This window comes from Nonomuraea fuscirosea (assembly GCF_035917475.1).
GTDB lineage: Bacteria > Actinomycetota > Actinomycetes > Streptosporangiales > Streptosporangiaceae > Nonomuraea > Nonomuraea fuscirosea.
On record NZ_CP109074.1, the window covers coordinates 6,706,223 to 6,724,837 of the forward strand.

The following is an 18,615-nucleotide window of genomic DNA, read 5'->3' on the forward strand; positions in this document are numbered from 1 at the left end:
GGGGCCACCTCCAGGACGTGCCGTGCCCCGGAACGAAGCAGCCCTTCGTGCAGGAACCGGCACGTACCCGTCGCCCGGGCGAACCCAGCCGATCTGCCGGAGCGGGATCACTACGGTGAGCGGCCGCGTGTCGTCATACGCCCCCGGCGCCGGCGCGGCGATCTCCATTCGGTGGCCGCCAGCGGCGGCGCGGCCACACCAGATCATGCAAAGATGTGCGCGCCCCCAGCCATGAGTGAGGATGTTCTTCGCATGAGACGATCAACTGCCGTTTTAGCTGTCGCACCATTGAGCTGCGCCTTGCTCGCTCCCACCTCGGCGGAAGCGGCCGTCGGCGATCCGGTACGCCAGGTCCGGCGGCTTCTGTCCGCCCAGCTCACCGCCAAGGTGGTGGAGGCAGGCGGCGTGCAGCTGGGTTCACGCACGCGGTCGGTCAACCGCATGGCCCAGTCATTCCGGTACACCTTCAAGCGCGCGGGCTCGATCCAGCTCGGACGGAAGGGGGTGGTCGCGTCCGACCTCGACAGGCGCATCCGGTTCGAGCGCGAAGACTCCGCCGCCCTGCTGAAGCAGGATGTCGCCGACGGCGATCCGACGGCGAAAAGTCTCCAGATCCAGACGCGGGTCCATCGTTCCGTGGGTGTGAACGGAAGGCTCTACACCACCGGACCCCTCTACCAGCCCGCATTGCCCGCGGGTAGGACGTGGGCCCTGCGTGGCGCGGTCGCGAACGGTGGCGCCTTCACCGATCAGGTCATCAATATCTTCGAGCCGCGGACGCTCAAGACCTTGCTGTCCGACACCTATGCCAAGAAGTTCATCAAGGGAGCGGGTTACCGGGACAGTACCGGCCGGGAACACAAGAACGTGATGTTGTACAAGGGGAAAATCACCTTCGCCGACCTGTACGCGCTCTCCCCCACCTTCCGGGCGATCGCCGGGCAGAAGCCGGAGGCCGCTCTGGCTCCCGCTTTCGTGTGGTGGTGGTTGTGGACCGACAAGGACGGCATGCCCACCCGGTTCCAATCGATCTGGGACACCTGGGTCACCGGCAAGCCCATCCAGCCGCCACGTGCCGAAGGATCGGCCTTGACCGAGTTCCTTTCCTGGCGGCGCGGCACGATCAGGCCACCCAAGTCGTCGCTCGTGGCCAGGGTCGAGGGCCCGGCCAACGACCTGCCCGAGTTCGACGACGCCATGGAGGCCATTCGGGAACGGGATCGGTGATCGAGCCCGGCTCGTGGCACCGGGCGCGCGGTGGTCACAGGAGTTCACTGCGGTAGGTCGCGGCCGGCTCCGCCGCGCGGCGGAGCCGGCCGCGAGGTCCTCTCGTAGTCCGCCCGTGCGACCCGCAACGCCCGGGCGATGGCGTTCACCACCCCGGCCGACGGATGGCTGCGCCCCTGCTCCAGCCCACGCAGCGGTGACACCGGACGGTCAGGAGCCCGCCGCCGCCTCCTGGCGGAGCGGGAAGTGGCAGGCGACCTGGTGCGTCCCGCCCGCGAGCGGCGGCTCAGTGGCGCAGACGTCCTGCGCCAGGGGACAGCGCGTACGGAAGCGGCACCCGGACGGCGGGTTGACCGCGCTCGGCAGCTCCCCCCGGATGGCCGAGCCCGCGTCGGCGGTGCGGCCGGGGTCGGGCGTGGGGACGGCGTCGAGCAGCGCCTGCGTGTACGGGTGCCGCGCGGCACGGACCACCTGGTGGGCGGGCCCCACTTCGACGAGCTTGCCGAGGTACATCACGCCGATGCGGTCGGCCATGTAGTCGACCACGGACAGGTCGTGGCTGATGAACACGTACGACAGGCCGAGGTCGCGCTGCAGGTCGCGCATGAGGTTGAGCACCTGGGCCTGGACGGACACGTCCAGGGCGCTGACCGGCTCGTCGGCCACGATCAGCCGCGGCCGCAACGCCAGCGACCTGGCCAGCCCGATGCGCTGCAACTGCCCGCCGGAGAACTCGTGCGGGTAGCGCTCCAGCGACCGCCGCGGCAGCCCCACCTGGTCGAGCAGCTCGCTCACCCGGGCGCGGCGCGCGCCGGAGTCGCCGACCCGCTGGATCTCCAGCGGCTCGGTGAGGATGGAGTCGATCCGCATGCGCGGGTTCATCGCCGCGTAGCTGTCCTGGAACATGAGCTGCACCTGCCGGTGCATGCGGTGGCGGGCGGCCCGGTCGAGGGTCGTGACGTCGGCGCCGTCCACCACGATCTCACCGCTGGTGGGCGGTTCGAGACCCGCGACGAGGCGGCCGACGGTGGACTTGCCGCATCCGGACTCGCCCACGATGCCGAGCGTCTCCCCCGCCTTGACCTCGAAGGACACGCCCGCGACGGCGCTGACCCTGGCGGCGGTCCTGCGCAGGCCCGCGCCGCCGGCGTCGTACTCCTTGACCAGGTCGCGCACGGTGAGGATCGGCTTGGCGGCGCCGGACGTGCTCGGCTCCCGTGCGGCGGACGGCGCGATCGTGGCGCGGTCGGTGACGGGGTGCAGGCAGGCGAACGCGTGCGCGTCCCCGGTGAGGGTGACGTCGGTGGTGCGGCATTCGTCGGTGGCGAAGCCGCAGCGGGGCGCGAAGCGGCAGCCGGTCAGGGGCCGCGACAGGTCCGGCGGCAGGCCGGGGATGCTGTACAGCCGGCCGCTCTCGGCGGACTCGGGCAGGGCGCGCATGAGCGCCTCGGTGTAGCGGTGGCGCGGCGCGCGGAACAGCTCGGCGGTCGTGGCGGTTTCGACGACGCGGCCGGCGTACATGACGGCGACCCGGTCGGCGCGGCCGGCGATCACGCCGAGGTCGTGGGTGACCAGGATGACCGCCATCTTGAACTCTTCGCGCAGGTCGTCGATGAGTTCGAGGATCTGGCGCTGGGTGGTGACGTCCAGGGCCGTGGTGGGCTCGTCGGCGATGAGCAGCCGCGGCGAGCGGATGAGCGCCATGGCGATGACCACGCGCTGGCGCATGCCGCCGGACAGCTGGTGCGGGTAGTCGTCGACGATCTTGTCGGGCCTGGGCATGCCGACCCGGCGCAGGATCTCGATCGCCCGCTCGCGCGCCTCCGCCTTGCCGACGCCCTGGTGGACCCGGAGCGGCTCGGCGACCTGGGCGCCGATGCGCATGGTGGGGTTCAGCGAGGTGAGCGGGTCCTGGAAGACCATGCCCATCTCGACGCCGCGGACCCGGCGCAGCTCCTGGGCCTCCAGGCCGCGCAGGTCGCGGCCGTCGAAGAGGATCTCCCCGCCGACGACGCGGCCGCCGGTCGGCAGCAAGCCCATGATCGACAGTACGGTCATGGTCTTGCCGCTGCCCGACTCGCCCACGATGCCGAGCGTCTCGCCCTGCCGTACCTCGAGGTTGACGTGGTCGAGCGCGTGCACGGCGCCGCGCCGCAGCGCGATGTCGGTGCTGAGGTCGCGCAGCCGCAGCAGCGGCTGGGTTGGTACCTCCATGGACGATTCCTCCTGCTAACGCCGCCGGAGGCGGACCTCGAAGACATCCCTCAGCCCGTCGCCGATGAAGTTGAAGGCGAGGACGATGAGGATGATGGCGATTCCCGGCGGGTACAGCAGCCACCAGTGGCCGCTGAAGGTGTCCGACAGGCCGTCGGACAGCATGCCGCCCCAGTTGGCCGCGGGCGGCGGCACCCCCAGGCCGAGGAACGACAGGTAGGCGACGTACAGGATCGCGTCGGCGACCTGGAACGTCGCGTTGACGATCACCGTGCCGATGGCGTTCGGGATGATGTGCCTGCGCACCGCCCGCCCGCCGGTGCCGCCCATGCCGCGCATCGCCATCACGTACTCGCGGGTGCGCAGCGAGAGTGCCTCGCCGCGGACCAGCCGGGCCGGGCCGAGCCAGGCGAAGGCGCCGATGATGACGATGAGCATCGGCACGGTCGGCGTCACGATCGAGGCCATGAGCATGAACAGGAACAGCGCGGGGATCGACATCATCGCGTCGACCACCCGCATCATGACGGCGTCGACCCAGCCGCCGGCGAACCCGGCGATGGCGCCCCAGACCGTCCCCACGACCGTGGCCAGCAGGCCGGCGGCCAGCCCGACGACGATGGAGGTCTGGCCGCCGAGCATCATCCGCCCGAGCTGGTCGTAGCCCACGCCGTCGGCGCCGAGCGGATGCCCGTCCGTGCCGGGGGTCAGGAAGACCTTGGTCAGGTCGGTGTGCACCTGGTCGGTCTGGTAGAACAGCGGCCCGAGGAAGCTGAAGCCGGCCAGCAGGACGAACAGGCCCACCCCGGCCAGGGCGAGCCGGTTCTCGCTGAAAACCTCCAGCCCCTGCCGCCACATCCCGCGGACGGGCTCCGCCTCTTCCTGGGTGCTCATGAGCGGGCCGCCTTCAGCCGTACGCGCGGATCGACCGCGGCGTAGAGCACGTCGGCGACCAGCGCGCCGGCCACGGTCGCCACCGAGATGAGCAGGGTGACGCCGAGCAGGATCGGATAGTCCCGCTTGAGCGCCGCCTGCCAGAACAGCAGCCCCATGCCCGGGTAGTTGAACAGCCGCTCGACGACGAGGGCGCCGCTGAACAGCGCGGGCAGGTACATGCCGAGCAGGGTGATGACGGGGAACAGGCCGTTGCGCAGGGTGTGCCCGACGATGACGCGGCTCTCCGCCAGGCCCTTGCTGCGGGCCGTGCGGACGTAGTTCTCGTTCAGGTTGTCGACCATGGACGAGCGGATGTAGCGGGAGTAGACCGCGACGGTGAGGATCGCCAGCGTGAGCGTGGGCAGCACGAGCCCGGCGGGCTCGGCCAGCACCTCCGCCATCGTGAAGCCCTGCGGGGCCTCGGGCGGCAGCACCGGCCACACCTGGGAGAACAGAATGATCATCATGAGACCCATGAAGAAGATCGGCGTGGCGTACGCCAGCAGCGACAGCCCGTTGATCGTGTAGTCGGGCCAGCGGTTACGCCGTACGGCCTGGATGACGCCCAGCGGGACGGCCACCACGACCGCGATCAGCGTCGAGCCGAGCGAGAGCAGCATGGTCTTGGGCAGGCGCTGGTTGATCGCCTCGGCCACCGACTGGTTGAGCTGGAAGGAGTAGCCGAGGTCGCCGCCGACCAGCCGCCGCAGGTACAGCGCGTACTGTTCCCACAGCGGCCGGTCGTACCCCATCTCGTGGTTGAAGGAGGCGATCTGCTGGAGCGTCGCCTCCTTGCCCAGGATGGCCCTGGCCGCGCCCCCGGGCAGGAGGTGCAGGATCACGAACGTGATCAGCGTCACCAGGATCACGATGACCAGGGCCTGGCCCAGACGGGCGAGGAGGTAGCGGGTCAAAGGTCAGCTCTTCCAGGACCAGTCTTGGAAGTACATCAGGTTCATCGGGTCCTGCGGGTCCACGCCCTGCAGCTCGGACCGGTACGAGGAGATCTGGTAGACGGGGTTCGGCATCCAGAGCACCGGCAGGTCCTTGGCCAGGAAGTCGTTGTACTCCTGCAGCGCTCCGGCGTCGGCGGAGAACTGGGCCTTGTCGATGAGCTTGTCGGCCTCGGGGTTGCTGTAGCTGCCGAGGTTGACGGGGGCGTCGGTCTGGAACAGGCGCTCGCCGGAGGCGAAGGCCGGGTAGTACCAGCTGCCCTGGGAGCCGAAGAACGACATGTCCCAGTCGCACGCGGACTCGTCGGGCTTGCAGGCCGGGGTGACCGCGACGGAGTCGGGCACCTCCTTGATGGCGAGCTGCACGCCGACCTTCGCCATCGCCGACTTGATCTCGGCGAACATCTTGGTGGTGGCGGAGAAGCCCGACTGGCTGGTCACGGTGAAGCTGAGCGGCGTGCCCTTGGCGATGCCCTCACCGCACAGGGCGGGGTCGGCGCAGGAGGTCTGCCCGTCGGGGGTCACCGTCCAACCGTGGCTCTCCAGCAGTTGCTTGGCCTTGGCCGGGTCGAACGGGTAGGCGCAGCCCTGACCGGCCGGCGCGCCCTGCTTGGCGGGCACCGGGCCGCAGGTGGGCGCGGCCATGCCGGACCAGATGACCTTGCTGATGGTGGGCTGGTCGATGAGCATCTGCAGCGCCTGGCGCAGGTACGGCTGCTTGAACAGCACCCCGGTCTTGGGGTTGTTGAAGTTGAGCTGCAGGTAGGTGATCGACCATCCGTACCAGGGTGAGGTCTTGTAGCCCTTCGACTCCAGGTAGGACTGCTGCGACAGGTTCGCGGGCGGGATGTAGCCGTAGTCGATCTGCCCGGCGCGCAGCACGTTGAACTCGGCGTCGTCGCCGGTGAACGGCCGCAGCACGATCTTGTTCAGCTTCGGTTTGTCGGGGCCCGAGTAGGCGTCCTGCTTGGCCAGGACCACCTCGCCGCTGGGCACGTAGCTCTCCAGCTTCCACGGCCCGCTGGTCGTCTTCCACAGCGGGTTCGTCGCGTACGACTTGGGGTCCTTGGAGGCGGCGGTCAGTTCCTCGAAGGTCTTCTTGGCGTCGCCGCCCTTGTCCCAGGCGTGCTGGGGCAGCGGCACGATGCGGTTGAGCTGGTTGCCGACGAACCAGGCCGCGTTGTACGCCTTCTTCGTGGTCAGGGAGAAGGTCTTGTCGTCCTTGACCTTGAAGGCGGCGATGTTGTCGGGGAAGCCGCCCGGCTTGTACGAGGCCCACTTGTCCTTGTTCGTGGTCACCAGGTCCCACCAGAACTGGACGTCCTTCGTGGTGATCGGCTTGCCGTCGGACCAGGTGTTGTCCTTGAGCGTGATGGTCAGCGTCTTCCCGCCGTCGCTGACCTCGGGCGGCTCGGCCAGCGAGCGCTCCGGGTTGACGTTGTCGGGGCTGGATCCGTCGAGCTGGTAGCTGTACAGCTTTCGGTACAGGGCCGTACCGAAGATGTCGTTCTCGCCCTGGGTGAAGCCGGGGGCCGAGATCGGCAGGATCCAGTTCGGCGTGCGGAGGGCCACGGTCACGGTGTCCTTGGCCTGCGCGCCACCCTGCGGCGAGCCGCCGCCGGCTCCCGCGCTGCAGGCGGTCAATCCGAGCCCGACGGCCACCACGCCGCACACGATGCGGGTTCTCGTCCCCATGGTTCTCCTCGTCGAGACGTGGACGTGCCCTCCAAGGGGCTCTTCTGTCCTTCAGTCCGGAGAATGTATAGAGGTACAAGTAGTAAGTCAATGCGAAAAATCACCTTTGTTCGGCACACTTATTTCGGGATAGAGTCCGCAGCGGCGGCATCTTCCGATGATCGTCTTGGTGCTCGATGATGAGCATCCGTGGTGCTCGTCTGGGAGGAGAGGCATGTCCGACCCCGCTAGTCTGCGTGAGCAGGCCCTGAGCCTGCTGGCCAGCGGCAAGGCCGCCTCCCGCGCGGATCTGGTGGAGACCCTCCAGGTGGCTCCCTCGACGGTCTCCAGCGTGGTGCGCCGCCTGCTGGAGGAGGGCACGATCCTCGAGGAGGGCGTGGGCGTCTCCACCGGCGGCCGCCGCCCGCGGATCCTGCGGCTGCGCCAGGACGGAGGCGTGTTCGCGGTGGCCGAGCTCGGGGGCCGGCACGCCCGCGTCGGCCTCTGCTCCCCCTCCGGGGCCCTGCTGGCGGCCGAGGAGTTCGCCGTCGACATAGGAGCGGGGCCCGAGGCGATCTTCGACACGGTCACCGCGGCCTTCGACACCGTCAGGAACTCCCACGCGCCCGGCCGCCGGCTCCTGGCTGTCGGCATGGCCCTGCCGGGACCGGTGGACTTCCCGCACGGCCGGCTCATCGGCCCGGCCCGCATGCCGGGCTGGAGCGGATACGACGTCCAGAACGACCTGCGCCGGCGCTTCGAGGTCACCTCGGTCGTCGACAACGACGCCAAGGCGGCGGCGATCGGCGAGCACGTCACCCGGGGGGAGGGCGGCGACATGATCTACATCAAGGCCGGCACCGGCATCGGCGGCTGCCTGATCAGCGGCGCCCAGATCTACCGCGGCGGGCGCGGCCTGAGCGGCGACGTCACCCACGTGCGCGTGGCCGACAGCGGCGAGCGCGAATGCTCCTGCGGCAGCCGCGGCTGCCTGGAGACGGTCGCCAGCGGCGCCGCGCTGGTGCGCGAGCTGGCCGGGCGCGGCCTGCCCGTGTCCAGCACCCGCGACGTCATCGACGCCGTCGACAACGCCGACCCGGCCGTCGTGACCCTCGTCCGCCAGGCCGGCCGGCTGCTGGGCGTGACCGTGTCGGGCCTGGTCAACTTCCTCAACCCCGACCGGGTCGTGCTCGGCGGCGTGCTGTCGACCCTGGACGTCTACGTGGCGGCCGTGAAAGGCGTGCTCTACGAACGCTGCCTGCCGCCGCTGACCCAGTCGTTGTCCATCGAGGCGAGCGTGGCCGGCCCGGACGCGGCCCTGATCGGCCTGGGCCACCTCCTCCGCGAGACCGCCGACATCCGTCCCTCCTAGAAAGCCTGTGCAGTGTCCCTGCGTATCGCCGTCTGCGGCATCCACATCGAGTCCAGCACCTTCTCACCCCACCTCAGCGGCACCGCCGACTTCGAGGTCACCCGCGGCCGGGCCCTGCTCGACCGGTACGACTGGCTCGGCGACGACTGGGCGGCCGGGGTGGAGTGGGTGCCCCTGGTCCACGCCCGCGCCCTGCCGGGCGGAGCGGTCGAGCCCGCCGCGTACGACGCCTGGCGGGCCGAGATCGTCGAGGGCCTGGCCGCGGGCCCGTTCGACGGCGTGCTGCTGGACTTCCACGGCGCGATGAGCGTCGTGGGCCGCCAGGACGCCGAGGGCGATCTGATCACCGCGATCCGCTCGGTCATCGGCCCCGAGCCGCTGGTGTCGGCGGCGATGGACCTGCACGGCAACGTCTCCGAGACCCTGTTCGACGGCTGCGACCTGCTGACCTGCTACCGCACCGCGCCCCACGTGGACGTCTGGGAGACCCGCGAGCGCGCCGCCCGCAACCTCGTCACCGCGCTCGGAGCGGGTGGCCGGCCGCACAAGACGCTGGTCCACGTGCCGATCCTGCTGCCCGGCGAGATGACCAGCACCCGCGTCGAGCCGGCCCGTGGCCTGTACGCCCGCATTCCCGAGGTCGAGTCGAGGCCGGGGGTGATCGACGCGGCGATCTGGATCGGCTTCGCCTGGGCCGACGAGCCGCGCTGCACCGGGGCGGTCGTGGCCACCGGCACCGACGCGGCCGCCACCGAGCGGGCGGCGCGCCAGCTGGGGCAGGCGTTCTGGGACGCCCGTGACGACTTCGCCTTCGTCGCGCCCACGGGCTCCATGGACGAGTGCCTGGACACGGCGCTGAAGGAGGGCTCGCCCCGGCCGTACTTCATCAGCGACTCCGGCGACAACCCGGGCGCGGGCGGAGCCGACGACGTCACCTACGCGCTTGAGCGGATGCTGGCCAGGCCCGAGATCCGCGACGGTTCGGCGCGTGCCGTCTACGCCTCCCTGTTCGACCCCGAGGCGGTGGCGCGTGTCGGGCACCTGCCGGTCGGCTCGCCGGTCAGCGTGCGCGCCGGCGGCCGGCTCGACACCCGGGAGCCGGGGCCGCTGCTGCTGGAGGGCACGCTGGAGGCGCTGGCCGACGACCCCGACGGCGGGCGGGTGGTGAGCGTGCGAGTCGGGGGGCTGAGCGTGTTCCTGACCTCGCGGCGGATGCAGTACCGGCTGCTCTCGTCCTACCGGCGGCTGGGGGTGGACGTCGCCGGCGCCGACGTGGTCACGGTCAAGATCGGGTACTTGGAGCCGGAGTTGTTCGAGGCCGCGGCCGGGTGGATGCTGGCGCTCACGCCGGGGGGCGTGGACCAGGATCTGCACCGGTTGCCGTACCGTAACCTGCGGCGCCCGATCTTCCCGCTGGACCAGGACGCGACCTTCGGCTGAGCCCGCTCCGGTGAGGACGAACGCGGTCGAGGTGGCCGGCGCTACGGAGAGCAGGACTGGTGCCGGCGTACGGCCGAGCGGTCAGGCAGGATCAGTTTTGCGGCTCTTCCCGATCAAGGAAGCGGCCCGTCATACGGCGAACAGCCTTTGAGTCAAGCCCGCGTTCGCGTGCGGTAAGCGCTTTGCTGGCACGCCCGTGAGCAGTATCGGCGAGGACGTCCGGTGACGGTTCTAGGGATGACGTTGCCACACACCGTGCAGCCGGGGGCCGAGGTGAGATCGCCCGTCGTTTCATCACGTTTCTCGGTCCTGCTGGGGGCCGTGGCCGAGGTTTCGTCACAAGGGCTGTCAGGCGGATGGGGTGGCGCGATCGGGGAGCGGTCGCGCCGGACCTCCGCCGGCAGCTCGGCCGCCCGGGTGAGGGTCGTGGCGACGAAGTCGAGGACGCGTTCCAGCCCATGCCGGAACTGGTCGTCGCGGCTCAGGCGCGGCTGGCGCGCCTCCATCACGATCCTGGTGAAGATCGGATACTTTCCGCCCTTCACCAGGTGTTCGAAGTACGGGCCGCTCCGTGCGATCCATTCCGACTCACTGAGCCCGCTGCGGCGGATCTCCCCGGCCGAGCTGATCTCCTCACGAACGGCGCCCTCGACGTAGCTGTTCAGCAGGGTCATCAGGCCGAGGTTCTCGTCGATGGGGACCAATGCCTCCAGAACGCCCATAACTCGTTCGATCAGGCGCAACTGATTAGGGCCGAAGCTGGGCAGTGACCGCTGCGCGGTGGTGATCCACGGGTGTCGCAGCCACATCGCCCGCACTTCGTGGGCGTAGCGGGTCAGATCGGCACGCCAGTCGCCTGAGGGAATGCCCTCGACGTCGATCTCGCCCTGCAGCCGGTCGGCGACGAGTTCGACGAGGTCGTCGCGGCTGGGGACGTACCGGTAGAGGGACATCGCGCCCGCGCCGATCTCCGCGGCGATCCGCCGCATGGTGGCGGCCTCCAGCCCCTCGGCGTCGGCGATCCGGATCGCCGCGTCGGTGATCTGCGCGCGGCTGTAGGCCGGTCTCGGCCCGCGGGCCGGGCGCTCGGGCCGCATCCAGATGCTCACGTACTCGGCATCCGTCACTGCCACACCCCCTAGTTGCGTACATGGTACCCGGTCCCCTAATCTGGCCGCCATGACCGCGTACAATGTACTCACTAAAGGAATCACGACGGATCCGATCGTGGTCGCCGAAGGGCTGCGCAAGTCCTTCGGCGGCATTCCTGCGTTACGAGGCCTGGACCTGAGCGTCCTCAGAGGAACGGTGTGCGGCGTACTCGGGCCGAACGGCGCCGGGAAGACGACTGCGGTACGCATCCTGGCGACCCTGTCCGAGCCCGACGCCGGGCGCGCCCGCATCGCCGGATACGACGTCGTCCGCGAGGCCGGCATGGTGCGCGAGCGGATCGGGCTCGCGGGCCAGTACGCCGCCGTGGACGAGAAGCTCACCGGCCACGGCAACCTGCGCATGTTCGGGCGCTTGTCCCACCTGTCCCGGCGCGAGGCACACCGGCGGGCCGACCAGCTACTGGAGCGCTTCGGCCTGACGGACGCCGCCGACCGCCCGGTCAGCGGCTACTCCGGTGGCATGCGCCGCCGTCTCGACCTGATCACCAGCCTCATCCTGCGCCCCGACGTGCTGTTCCTGGACGAGCCCACCACCGGCCTGGACCCGCGCAGCCGCGGCGAGATCTGGAACAGCGTCCGCGAACTGGTGGCCGAGGGCACCACGGTGCTGCTCACCACGCAGTACCTGGACGAGGCCGATCAGCTGGCCGACGACATCGCCGTCATCGACCAGGGGCAGGTGATCGCCACCGGCACGCCCGAGGAACTGAAGGCCGTGATCGGCGACCACCTCGACGTCACCCTCGAAGACCCCGCCGCGCTGGCCGAGGCCGCGACCGTCCTGAAGACCCTGGCCGGCACCGAACCCACGATGATCGACTCCGGTCGGCTCACGGTGGCCCTGCCCCCCGCCGGCCTCCGCCTCGCCGACATCGTGCGCAAACTCGACCACGCCGGAGTGGCCACCGCCGACGTGAGCCTGCGCCGCCCCACCCTCGACGAGGTGTTCCTGCGCCTCACCGACGACGAGAAGACCGTCCGTTGACCAGCCGTACCACACCCCTGAGCCGCCTGCGCTGGACGTTCACCGACGGGCTGACCCTGGTCGGCCGCGAGCTGGCGCGGCTGCGGCAGGAGCCCGGGCAGATCGTCGCCGCGCTGGCCTTCCCGATCATCATGGTGGTGCTGTTCGGCTACGTTCTCGGCAGCGCGATCCAGGTGCCGGGTGGCGGCGACTACCGCGAGTTCCTCATGCCCGGCCTGTTCGCCATGGTGACCTTCACCGCCGTGCAGGGGGTCATGGGCCGCATGGCCGCCGACGCCTCTCAAGGGGTGATGGACCGGTTCCGCTCCATGCCGATGGCACGGCTCGCGGTGCCGTTCGGGCACACCGGCGCCGACCTTCTGATCGGCATGCTGCTCCTGGCCGCCATGGTGACCACAGGTTTGCTGGTGGGCTGGCAGCCGCACCACGGCCTCCTGCCCACCGCCGAGGCGTTCACGCTGATCATGCTGCTGCGCTACGCGCTGAGCTGGGTGGGCGTCTACCTGGGCCTGGCCGTGAAGGACGAGCGGAGCGCCGCCCAGCTGGCGCCGCTGTTCCTGCCGATCACGATGCTGTCCAACGCGTTCGTCCCGACCGACGGCATGCCCGCCTGGCTGCGGTTCATCGCCGACTGGAACCCGATCAGCGCGCTCACCGCCGCCACCCGGCAACGGTTCGGCAACCCGGGGGCCCCGTACGCAGACGTGGCCTGGCCGCTCACGCACCCAGCCGCCACCGTGCTGCTCTGGTCGGCCGCGCTGCTGGTGGTGTTCATCCCACTGTCGCTCCGCGCCTACATGCGCCGAGGACGCTGAACGGCCGGGTACCCGCACACCGCTTGATCTCTTCTGCATCGTCCTCCTCCGAAAGGCGACAAAATGACAACAAACACCTACGAAAAGGTGCAGCAAATCCTGGCCCAGGCTGTGGCCGAGGACGGCGTTCCCGGCATCGTCGCCGAAGTTCACGACGGCGACGGAACGTGGTTCGGCACGGCGGGAGTGGCCGACCTCACTACCGGGCATCCGCGTCAGTCCGGGGAGTTCCTGCACATCGGCAGTTCCGGTAAGGCCTTCACCGCCGCCACCGTGCTGGCCCTGGCGGCCGAGGGCAGGCTGAGCCTTGCGGATCCGGTGAGCACGTGGCTGCCCGGCGTCCTGGAGACGGGTGGCTACGACGGCGACAGGATCACCGTCCGGCATCTGCTCAACCACACGGGCGGCCTCTTCCTCACCGGCCTCGCACCAGAGCTGCAGAACAGCATCGCCACCCGGCCGACCCGCAACTGGACCACCTCCGAACTGATCGAGCTCGCCCTGTCCCAGCCGCCGGTCGCCAAGCCGGGCGAGCAGTTCCTCTACTCCAACGGCGGCTACTACCTCGCGGGCGCGATCATCGAGAAGGTCACCGGCGGCACCTACGCCACCGAAGTCGAACGCACCGTCATCCGGCCGCTCGGACTGTCCCACACCTACGTACGTCCCGCCGACGCCACCGGCTATCCCCACCCGCATCCCACGGGCTATGTCGCCGGCGCCCTCAAGGACGGAGTCGACCCGGCGGCGCTCACCGCGGAGAACTGGGCGTCGATGATCGACTATGACAAGCCCCCCGTCGACGTCACCGCGCTCAACACCTCATGGGGGTGGGCGGCCGGCGGCGTCGTCTCCACCACCGAAGACCTGACCCGCTTTCTCCGGGCGATCGCGACCGGCGGCCTGCTACCCCCGGCCCAGCACCAGGAGATGTGGACCACGGTCGGCGGCGACAGCGTCGTCTGGCTGCCGCACGCTCGCTACGGCCTCGGCGTGATCGAGTTCGACAGCGCGGCGATGGACGGTCAGACCGTGCGAGGCGTCAGCGGCACCCTCCCGGGATCCTTCACCCTCGCGCTGAGCACCGACGACGGCCGACGAAGCGTCGCCATCCACGCCAACATCGAGCCGAGGACCTTGGACATCCCCATCAGGATCATCGAGGCGATGTACGGTGTCGCCCTCGGCTGACCGGCTCCCCGGAGAAGCCCGGCCACGTGCGCAGGGGGCGGTGAACGCCCAGGCCGGCGGGCCGGACAAGCCGCCGGACGGATCCGGCGACGCCCTCACCCCGGCGGGCCGGCGATCCGCGTCTCCGGGACCATGGGGTGGGGCCGCCTGAGGATCCGCCGTACCTGGCGTCAAGGGCCCTGCGGCGAACGCTGCCTCGTCCGGCGCGATGAGGGGGTCAGGGCGCCGGGACGGTCACGCGCATGGCGAGCATGCGGGCCTCGCGGGCCGCCGCGCGGGCCTGCTCGTGGAAGTCGGGTGCGGCGCAGGCGAACAGGGTCGTGCCGTCCGCGCCGCCGAGGGCGCACGCGTACACCGGTGAGCCGGGACTGAGCTCATCGGTGATCGTGCCGCCCTCGACCACCCGCACGAGGCGGCTGCCGATGGCGTCCGCGATCCACAGCGCGTTCTCGGAGTCGAGGCAGGCTCCGTCGCCGGCCACCGACAACTGCCCGAGCACCTCGGCGATGCCGCGGTCGGCGGGCAGCGGCCCGAACTCCGCCCACGTCCGCCGGTTGACCAGCTCGCCGTCGCCGGTGAGGTCGAACGCGGTGACGCGGTTCCCGAACGTCTCCACGACCACGAGCACGCCGTCGGAGGTGATGGCGCTGCCGTTGGGGAACCAGAGGTCGTCGGCCACCTCGGTGACGTGGCCGTCGGGGTCCACCCGGTGCAGCGAGGCCGGCTCCAGCGGCGCGCCGCCCATCAGGTCGAAGCCGAAGTTGCCCACGTAGACGCGGCCCTGGCCGTCCACGACCATGTCGTTGAGGTGGCCGGTGGCGTGCTTGCCGAGGTCGGCGTGGACCGAGAGGGTCCCGTCCTGCTCGCGGCGGAGGAGCTTGCGGTCGCGCATGGAGACGATGAGCAGCCGTCCGTCGGGCAGCCAGCCCAGGCCGGAGGGCTGCTCGGGGACGTGGGCCTCCTCGCGCAGGTCCGACCCGTCCTCGCGGATGGAGCGCACCCGGTGGGTGTAGAAGTCGGAGAACCAGAGCCGCCCGTCGCGCCAGCGTGGCGCCTCCAGGAAGCTGAAGCCCTCGGCCACGGTGGTGGTCTCCGTCATGGTCTTCCTCCTTGCGATGGGGTCATGGCGGTGCTGCCGGTACGGCGGGCTCGCAGGCGTTCGATCGCCTGGCGCAGGCCGGGGCTCTCGACGGCGACGATGACGGCGAGCAGCGCCGCGTACAGGAGCTGGGTGGAGAAGTCGGGCAGGGCGGTGACCGCGACGATCTGCGCGAGCAGGGCCACCGACAGGGTTCCGGCCAGCAGCCCCAGCGGGGCGCCGCGGCCACCGGCCAGGGAGACGCCGCCGAGCAGCGCGGCCACGACGGCGAGGATCAGCGGCTGCAGCCCCGGGTCCGGGTTGGCCGAGGCGTAGCTGTAGCCGAGCAGGGCGCCGCCCAGCGCCGCCAGCGTTCCCGACAGCGTGAAGATCCCGACGATCCGCCGGTCCACGCCGACGCCGGCGACCCGGCTGGCCCGGCGGTCGCCGCCGATGGCGCGCAGCTCGCGTCCCAGCTTGGTGCCGCCCAGCACGACGGCGGCGAGGAGGAAGGCGGCCAGCGTCAGCAGGCTCCGCGGCGACAGGACGCCGGCGATCTGCTGGTCCACCCAGAGGGTCGCGTCGGCGTTGGCGTAGGTCACGCTCAGCCCGCCGGACATCGTGTACGTCAGCCCCAGCAGCGCGATGTACGTGGCGAGCGTGACCGGCAGCGACGGGACGCGCAACCGGGCGATCAGCCCGCCCTGCACCGCGCCGACGGCGGCTCCGGCGGCCACCGCGGCCAGCACGCCCATGACCGGCGAATGCGTGCCGGTCTGGACGGCCAGCATGCCGCCGAGCGCGTACGTCCCGGCGACCGACAGGTCGAACTCGCCGGCGATCATCGTGATGCCGATCGCCAGGGCCAGCAGGCCGAGCTGGGCGAAGCCCTGCAACGCGTTGTAGACGTCGAACGCCTCCAGCGGCCGGCCGCTCAGCAGCGGCGAGCAGGCGAACGCGGCCAGCACGAGGAGCAGGGAGATCGCGGGCATCGCGTGCTCCGGCCGGCCCCACGACCGGCCGATCACCCGGCCGATCACCCGGCGGGTCATCTGGCCGGTCATCGCCGGCCCCTGCCGGAGCGTACGTGCACGACGAGGACGACCGTGAGCACGAGGACTCCCTTCACGAGGATCTGCACGCCGGTCGAGTAACCCCGCAGCAGCAGCACGTCGGAGATGACGGAGATGAGCACCGCGCCGCCGAGGGTCCGCACGGCCGAGCCGTGGCCGCCGGAGATCGCGGTGCCGCCCACGAGGACCGCCGCGATGGCGTCGAGGGTGAGAGTGCCGCCGAGCGTCACGGTGGCGGAGGTGGTGAACGAGGCGAGAAAGACCCCGGTCAGGGCGACGCACGCGCCGGAGGCGGCCCACGCGAGCACGGTCACCCGGCCGCCGGGCAGGCCGGCCGCACGGGCCGCGGCCCGGTTCTCCCCCACCAGGTACATCTGCTGGCCGGCCGTCGTGCGGCGCAGCGTCCATTCGACGACCACCGTGACCGCGAGCAGCACGTACACGGCCAGCGGCAGGCCCAGTGGGGTGGCGTTGAGCACCTCGAACCCCCGCGCCCCGGGGTAGACCGTGGTGCCGCCGCTGAACCAGGTGGCCGCGCCGCCGATGGCGAACCCGCCGGCGATGGTGAGCACGATCGGGTCGGCCTTCCAGTAGCCGATGACCGCGCCCTGGAAGGCGTTGAGCGCGACGCCGGCCGCGAGCGCGATCAGCAGGGCGGCGCCGAGCCCGAGGTGCTGGGTGCCGAGGAAGAACATGGCGACGACGGTCGCGATCTGGGAGGTGGCCAGCGACACGCCGGACCCGGCGATCATCACCATGGTCGCGCCGACCGAGGTGATGCCCACGAAGGCGGCCGAGGCGAGGATCGCGCGCGCGTTGTCGAGGGTGAGGAAGCGGGGCGTCGTCACGGCCGGGACCAGCAGCAGCGCCAGGAGGATCACGGCCAGACCCGCCGTGATGACGCGCGGCGGCCACCTGCGCGCCGACCCGTCCGCCGCAACGGCCCCTGTCTCGGCGGTCATACGTGCTCCGCCCCGCCGGTCATGTCGCGCATCAGCAGCGCGCCGTCCACGTCGCCCTCGTACCGGCCCACCATCCGGCCGTCGCGCATGGTGACGATCACGTCGCCCAGTTCGAGCAGTTCCTCCAGCTCGGTGGAGGCAAATATCACGACAAGTCCGGAATCGGCGGCCTGGCGCAGCAGCCGGTGGATCGCCGCGCGCCCGCCGACGTCCACTCCCCGGGTCGGCTCGTCCAGCAGCAGGGCGAGGACGTCCGCGTTCTCCAGGCAGCGGCCGACGAAGACCTTCTGCTGGTTGCCGCCGCTCAGCGTCCCCACCGGATCGTCGAGCCGCTCCCGCGGCAGGCCCGACCGCTCGGCGAGCGCCCGGGCGGCGCGCCGCTCGTGGCCGGGCCGCAGGACGCCGGCCCGCCCCAGCGCGGGCAGGCGGGTCGCGACGAGGTTCCACGCGGTCGGCTTGCCGAGGAACAGCCCCTCGGACTTGCGGTCGCCGGAGACGAAGGCGACCCCACCGCGCGCGGCCCGCACCGGGTCGCGCAGCGGGACCGGCCGCCCGCGCAGCTCGGCGGTCCCCGTCGCCCCGGGATGCAGGCCGGCCAGGGCGCGCAGGACGTCGGAGGCGCCGCTGCCGAGCTGTCCGGCCAGCGCGTGGACGCGGCCCGCCGGGGCGGTGAGGGTGAAGCCGCCGAGCCGTCCCGGCACGCGCAGGTTCTCGATCCGCAGCGCGTGCGCCGGATCCTGGGCCGGCCCGCGCGCGGCGGACGGCCGGTGGCTGGTCTCGCCGAGCATCCGGGTGATCAGCTCGTCCACCGTCAGGCCGGCGGCGGGACCGGTGGCGACGTCGCGGCCGTCACGCAGCACGGTCACGACGTCGCACAGGTCGAGGACCTCGGCCAGCCGGTGGGAGACGAAGACGACCGAGCAGCCCGTGGCCGCGACCCGCCGGATCGCGGCGAACACGTGCCGGCTCTCGGCGTCGCTGAGGGTCGCGGTGGGCTCGTCGAGGATCACCAGCCGGGCGTTCTGGCCGAGCGCCTTGGCGATCTCGACCAGTTGCCGCTCGCCGATGCCGAGCGCCGACAGCGGCTGGTCCGGGTCGATGCGCTCCAGGCCCAGGTCGTCCAGGATCCGCCGGCACCGGGCCGCGGCCGCGCGCCGGCGGTTGACGAACGGCACGCCGATGTCGCCGAGCAGCATGTTGTCGAGCACGGTCAGAGCCGGTACGACGCTCAGCTCCTGGTCCACGAGCGCCACGCCCGCGCGCTGGGCGGCCTGGCGGCCGCGCAGCTCGACCGTCTCGCCGCCGATCACGATGCGGCCGCGGTCGGGCACGAGCTGCCCGGACAACATCTTCACCACCGTGCTCTTGCCCGCGCCGTTGTGCCCGCACAGGCCGTGGATCTCGCCGGCGCCCACGGTGAAGGAGACCGCCCGCACCGCGGGGACGCCGTTGAAGGCGTGGGCCAGCCCTTCCACGCGGAGCAGCGGACCGCTCCCCTCTGGCCGGCTCATGCGTGGCTCCGG

At 71.2% G+C, this 18,615-nt stretch carries 15 protein-coding genes; 6 read left to right on the forward strand and 9 right to left on the reverse strand.

Annotated features, from left to right (window positions below; genetic code table 11):
- Positions 1-300: 300 nt before the first annotated feature.
- Positions 301-1,227 carry a hypothetical protein gene (locus tag OIE67_RS30695; protein WP_326626961.1) on the forward strand — a complete coding sequence of 309 codons (927 nt, stop codon included), beginning with the start codon at positions 301-303 and terminating at the stop codon, positions 1,225-1,227.
- A gap of 210 nt (positions 1,228-1,437) precedes the next feature.
- Here the strand turns inward: OIE67_RS30695 and OIE67_RS30700 are convergent, their stop codons facing one another.
- Genes OIE67_RS30700 through OIE67_RS30715 form a run of 4 tightly spaced genes read right to left on the reverse strand, consistent with a single transcriptional unit; the run spans position 1,438 to position 7,025 of the window.
- Complete coding sequence (locus OIE67_RS30700) at positions 1,438-3,441, reverse strand: ABC transporter ATP-binding protein (protein ID WP_326626963.1); 2,004 nt, start codon at positions 3,439-3,441, stop codon at positions 1,438-1,440.
- A gap of 15 nt (positions 3,442-3,456) precedes the next feature.
- Entirely contained in the window at positions 3,457-4,335 is an 879-nt protein-coding gene (locus OIE67_RS30705) for an ABC transporter permease (protein WP_326626965.1), read from the reverse strand.
- On the reverse strand, positions 4,332-5,291 hold the full coding sequence (locus OIE67_RS30710; RefSeq protein WP_106242154.1) for an ABC transporter permease: 960 nt from the start codon (positions 5,289-5,291) through the stop codon (positions 4,332-4,334). Before OIE67_RS30710 ends, OIE67_RS30705 begins: the two co-directional genes overlap by 4 nt.
- Positions 5,292-5,294: 3 nt before the next feature.
- Positions 5,295-7,025: a peptide ABC transporter substrate-binding protein gene (locus OIE67_RS30715; RefSeq protein ID WP_326626968.1), complete on the reverse strand. Its 1,731-nt coding sequence runs from the start codon at positions 7,023-7,025 to the stop codon at positions 5,295-5,297.
- 214 nt (positions 7,026-7,239) lie between these two features.
- Here OIE67_RS30715 and OIE67_RS30720 point away from each other — a divergent pair, with 214 nt between their 5' ends.
- Complete coding sequence (locus tag OIE67_RS30720) at positions 7,240-8,376, forward strand: ROK family transcriptional regulator (protein ID WP_326626970.1); 1,137 nt, start codon at positions 7,240-7,242, stop codon at positions 8,374-8,376.
- A 12-nt stretch (positions 8,377-8,388) separates the two neighbouring features.
- Positions 8,389-9,816, forward strand: coding sequence for a M81 family metallopeptidase (locus OIE67_RS30725; protein WP_326626971.1), 1,428 nt, complete (start codon positions 8,389-8,391; stop codon positions 9,814-9,816).
- Positions 9,817-9,968: 152 nt separating this feature from the next.
- Here the strand turns inward: OIE67_RS30725 and OIE67_RS30730 are convergent, their stop codons facing one another.
- Complete coding sequence (locus tag OIE67_RS30730) at positions 9,969-10,943, reverse strand: TetR/AcrR family transcriptional regulator (protein WP_326626973.1); 975 nt, start codon at positions 10,941-10,943, stop codon at positions 9,969-9,971.
- Between the two features lie 52 nt (positions 10,944-10,995).
- Between OIE67_RS30730 and OIE67_RS30735 the strand changes: the two genes are divergently transcribed.
- The 3 genes from OIE67_RS30735 (at position 10,996) to OIE67_RS30745 (ending at position 13,979) form a co-directional block, all read left to right on the forward strand.
- The gene (locus OIE67_RS30735) at positions 10,996-11,973 is read left to right on the forward strand and encodes an ATP-binding cassette domain-containing protein (RefSeq protein ID WP_326626975.1); all 978 of its coding nucleotides are present in this window, start codon (positions 10,996-10,998) and stop codon (positions 11,971-11,973) included.
- On the forward strand, positions 11,970-12,788 hold the full coding sequence (locus tag OIE67_RS30740; protein ID WP_326626976.1) for an ABC transporter permease: 819 nt from the start codon (positions 11,970-11,972) through the stop codon (positions 12,786-12,788). The genes OIE67_RS30735 and OIE67_RS30740 overlap by 4 nt, the downstream gene beginning before the upstream one ends.
- 63 nt (positions 12,789-12,851) lie before the next feature.
- A complete protein-coding gene (locus tag OIE67_RS30745) occupies positions 12,852-13,979 on the forward strand; it encodes a serine hydrolase domain-containing protein (protein ID WP_326626978.1) in 1,128 nt (375 codons plus the stop codon).
- A gap of 217 nt (positions 13,980-14,196) precedes the next feature.
- Here OIE67_RS30745 and OIE67_RS30750 read toward each other — a convergent pair whose 3' ends face one another.
- From OIE67_RS30750 to OIE67_RS30765, 4 genes are read right to left on the reverse strand one after another with little or no spacing between them, the layout of a single operon-like run.
- Positions 14,197-15,078 carry an SMP-30/gluconolactonase/LRE family protein gene (locus tag OIE67_RS30750; protein ID WP_326626980.1) on the reverse strand — a complete coding sequence of 294 codons (882 nt, stop codon included), beginning with the start codon at positions 15,076-15,078 and terminating at the stop codon, positions 14,197-14,199.
- Complete coding sequence (locus tag OIE67_RS30755) at positions 15,075-16,121, reverse strand: ABC transporter permease subunit (protein WP_326626982.1); 1,047 nt, start codon at positions 16,119-16,121, stop codon at positions 15,075-15,077. The genes OIE67_RS30750 and OIE67_RS30755 overlap by 4 nt, the downstream gene beginning before the upstream one ends.
- The gene (locus OIE67_RS30760) at positions 16,118-17,092 is read right to left on the reverse strand and encodes an ABC transporter permease (protein WP_326626984.1); all 975 of its coding nucleotides are present in this window, start codon (positions 17,090-17,092) and stop codon (positions 16,118-16,120) included. Before OIE67_RS30760 ends, OIE67_RS30755 begins: the two co-directional genes overlap by 4 nt.
- The gene (locus tag OIE67_RS30765) at positions 17,089-18,603 is read right to left on the reverse strand and encodes a sugar ABC transporter ATP-binding protein (RefSeq protein ID WP_326626986.1); all 1,515 of its coding nucleotides are present in this window, start codon (positions 18,601-18,603) and stop codon (positions 17,089-17,091) included. The genes OIE67_RS30760 and OIE67_RS30765 overlap by 4 nt, the downstream gene beginning before the upstream one ends.
- Between the last annotated feature and the right edge of the window lie 12 nt (positions 18,604-18,615).

What these genes read in the sequence shown, in the direction of transcription:
- OIE67_RS30705 (WP_326626965.1), bottom strand. Translation starts at nt 4,335, where the DNA reads ATGAGCACCCAGGAAGAGGCGGAGCCCGTCCGCGGGATGTGGCGGCAG.
- OIE67_RS30750 (WP_326626980.1), bottom strand. Translation starts at nt 15,078, where the DNA reads ATGACGGAGACCACCACCGTGGCCGAGGGCTTCAGCTTCCTGGAGGCG.
- OIE67_RS30765 (WP_326626986.1), bottom strand. Translation starts at nt 18,603, where the DNA reads ATGAGCCGGCCAGAGGGGAGCGGTCCGCTGCTCCGCGTGGAAGGGCTG.
- OIE67_RS30760 (WP_326626984.1), bottom strand. Translation starts at nt 17,092, where the DNA reads ATGACCGCCGAGACAGGGGCCGTTGCGGCGGACGGGTCGGCGCGCAGG.
- OIE67_RS30720 (WP_326626970.1), top strand. Translation starts at nt 7,240, where the DNA reads ATGTCCGACCCCGCTAGTCTGCGTGAGCAGGCCCTGAGCCTGCTGGCC.
- OIE67_RS30700 (WP_326626963.1), bottom strand. Translation starts at nt 3,441, where the DNA reads ATGGAGGTACCAACCCAGCCGCTGCTGCGGCTGCGCGACCTCAGCACC.
- OIE67_RS30745 (WP_326626978.1), top strand. Translation starts at nt 12,852, where the DNA reads ATGACAACAAACACCTACGAAAAGGTGCAGCAAATCCTGGCCCAGGCT.
- OIE67_RS30715 (WP_326626968.1), bottom strand. Translation starts at nt 7,025, where the DNA reads ATGGGGACGAGAACCCGCATCGTGTGCGGCGTGGTGGCCGTCGGGCTC.
- OIE67_RS30735 (WP_326626975.1), top strand. Translation starts at nt 10,996, where the DNA reads ATGACCGCGTACAATGTACTCACTAAAGGAATCACGACGGATCCGATC.
- OIE67_RS30755 (WP_326626982.1), bottom strand. Translation starts at nt 16,121, where the DNA reads ATGACCGGCCAGATGACCCGCCGGGTGATCGGCCGGGTGATCGGCCGG.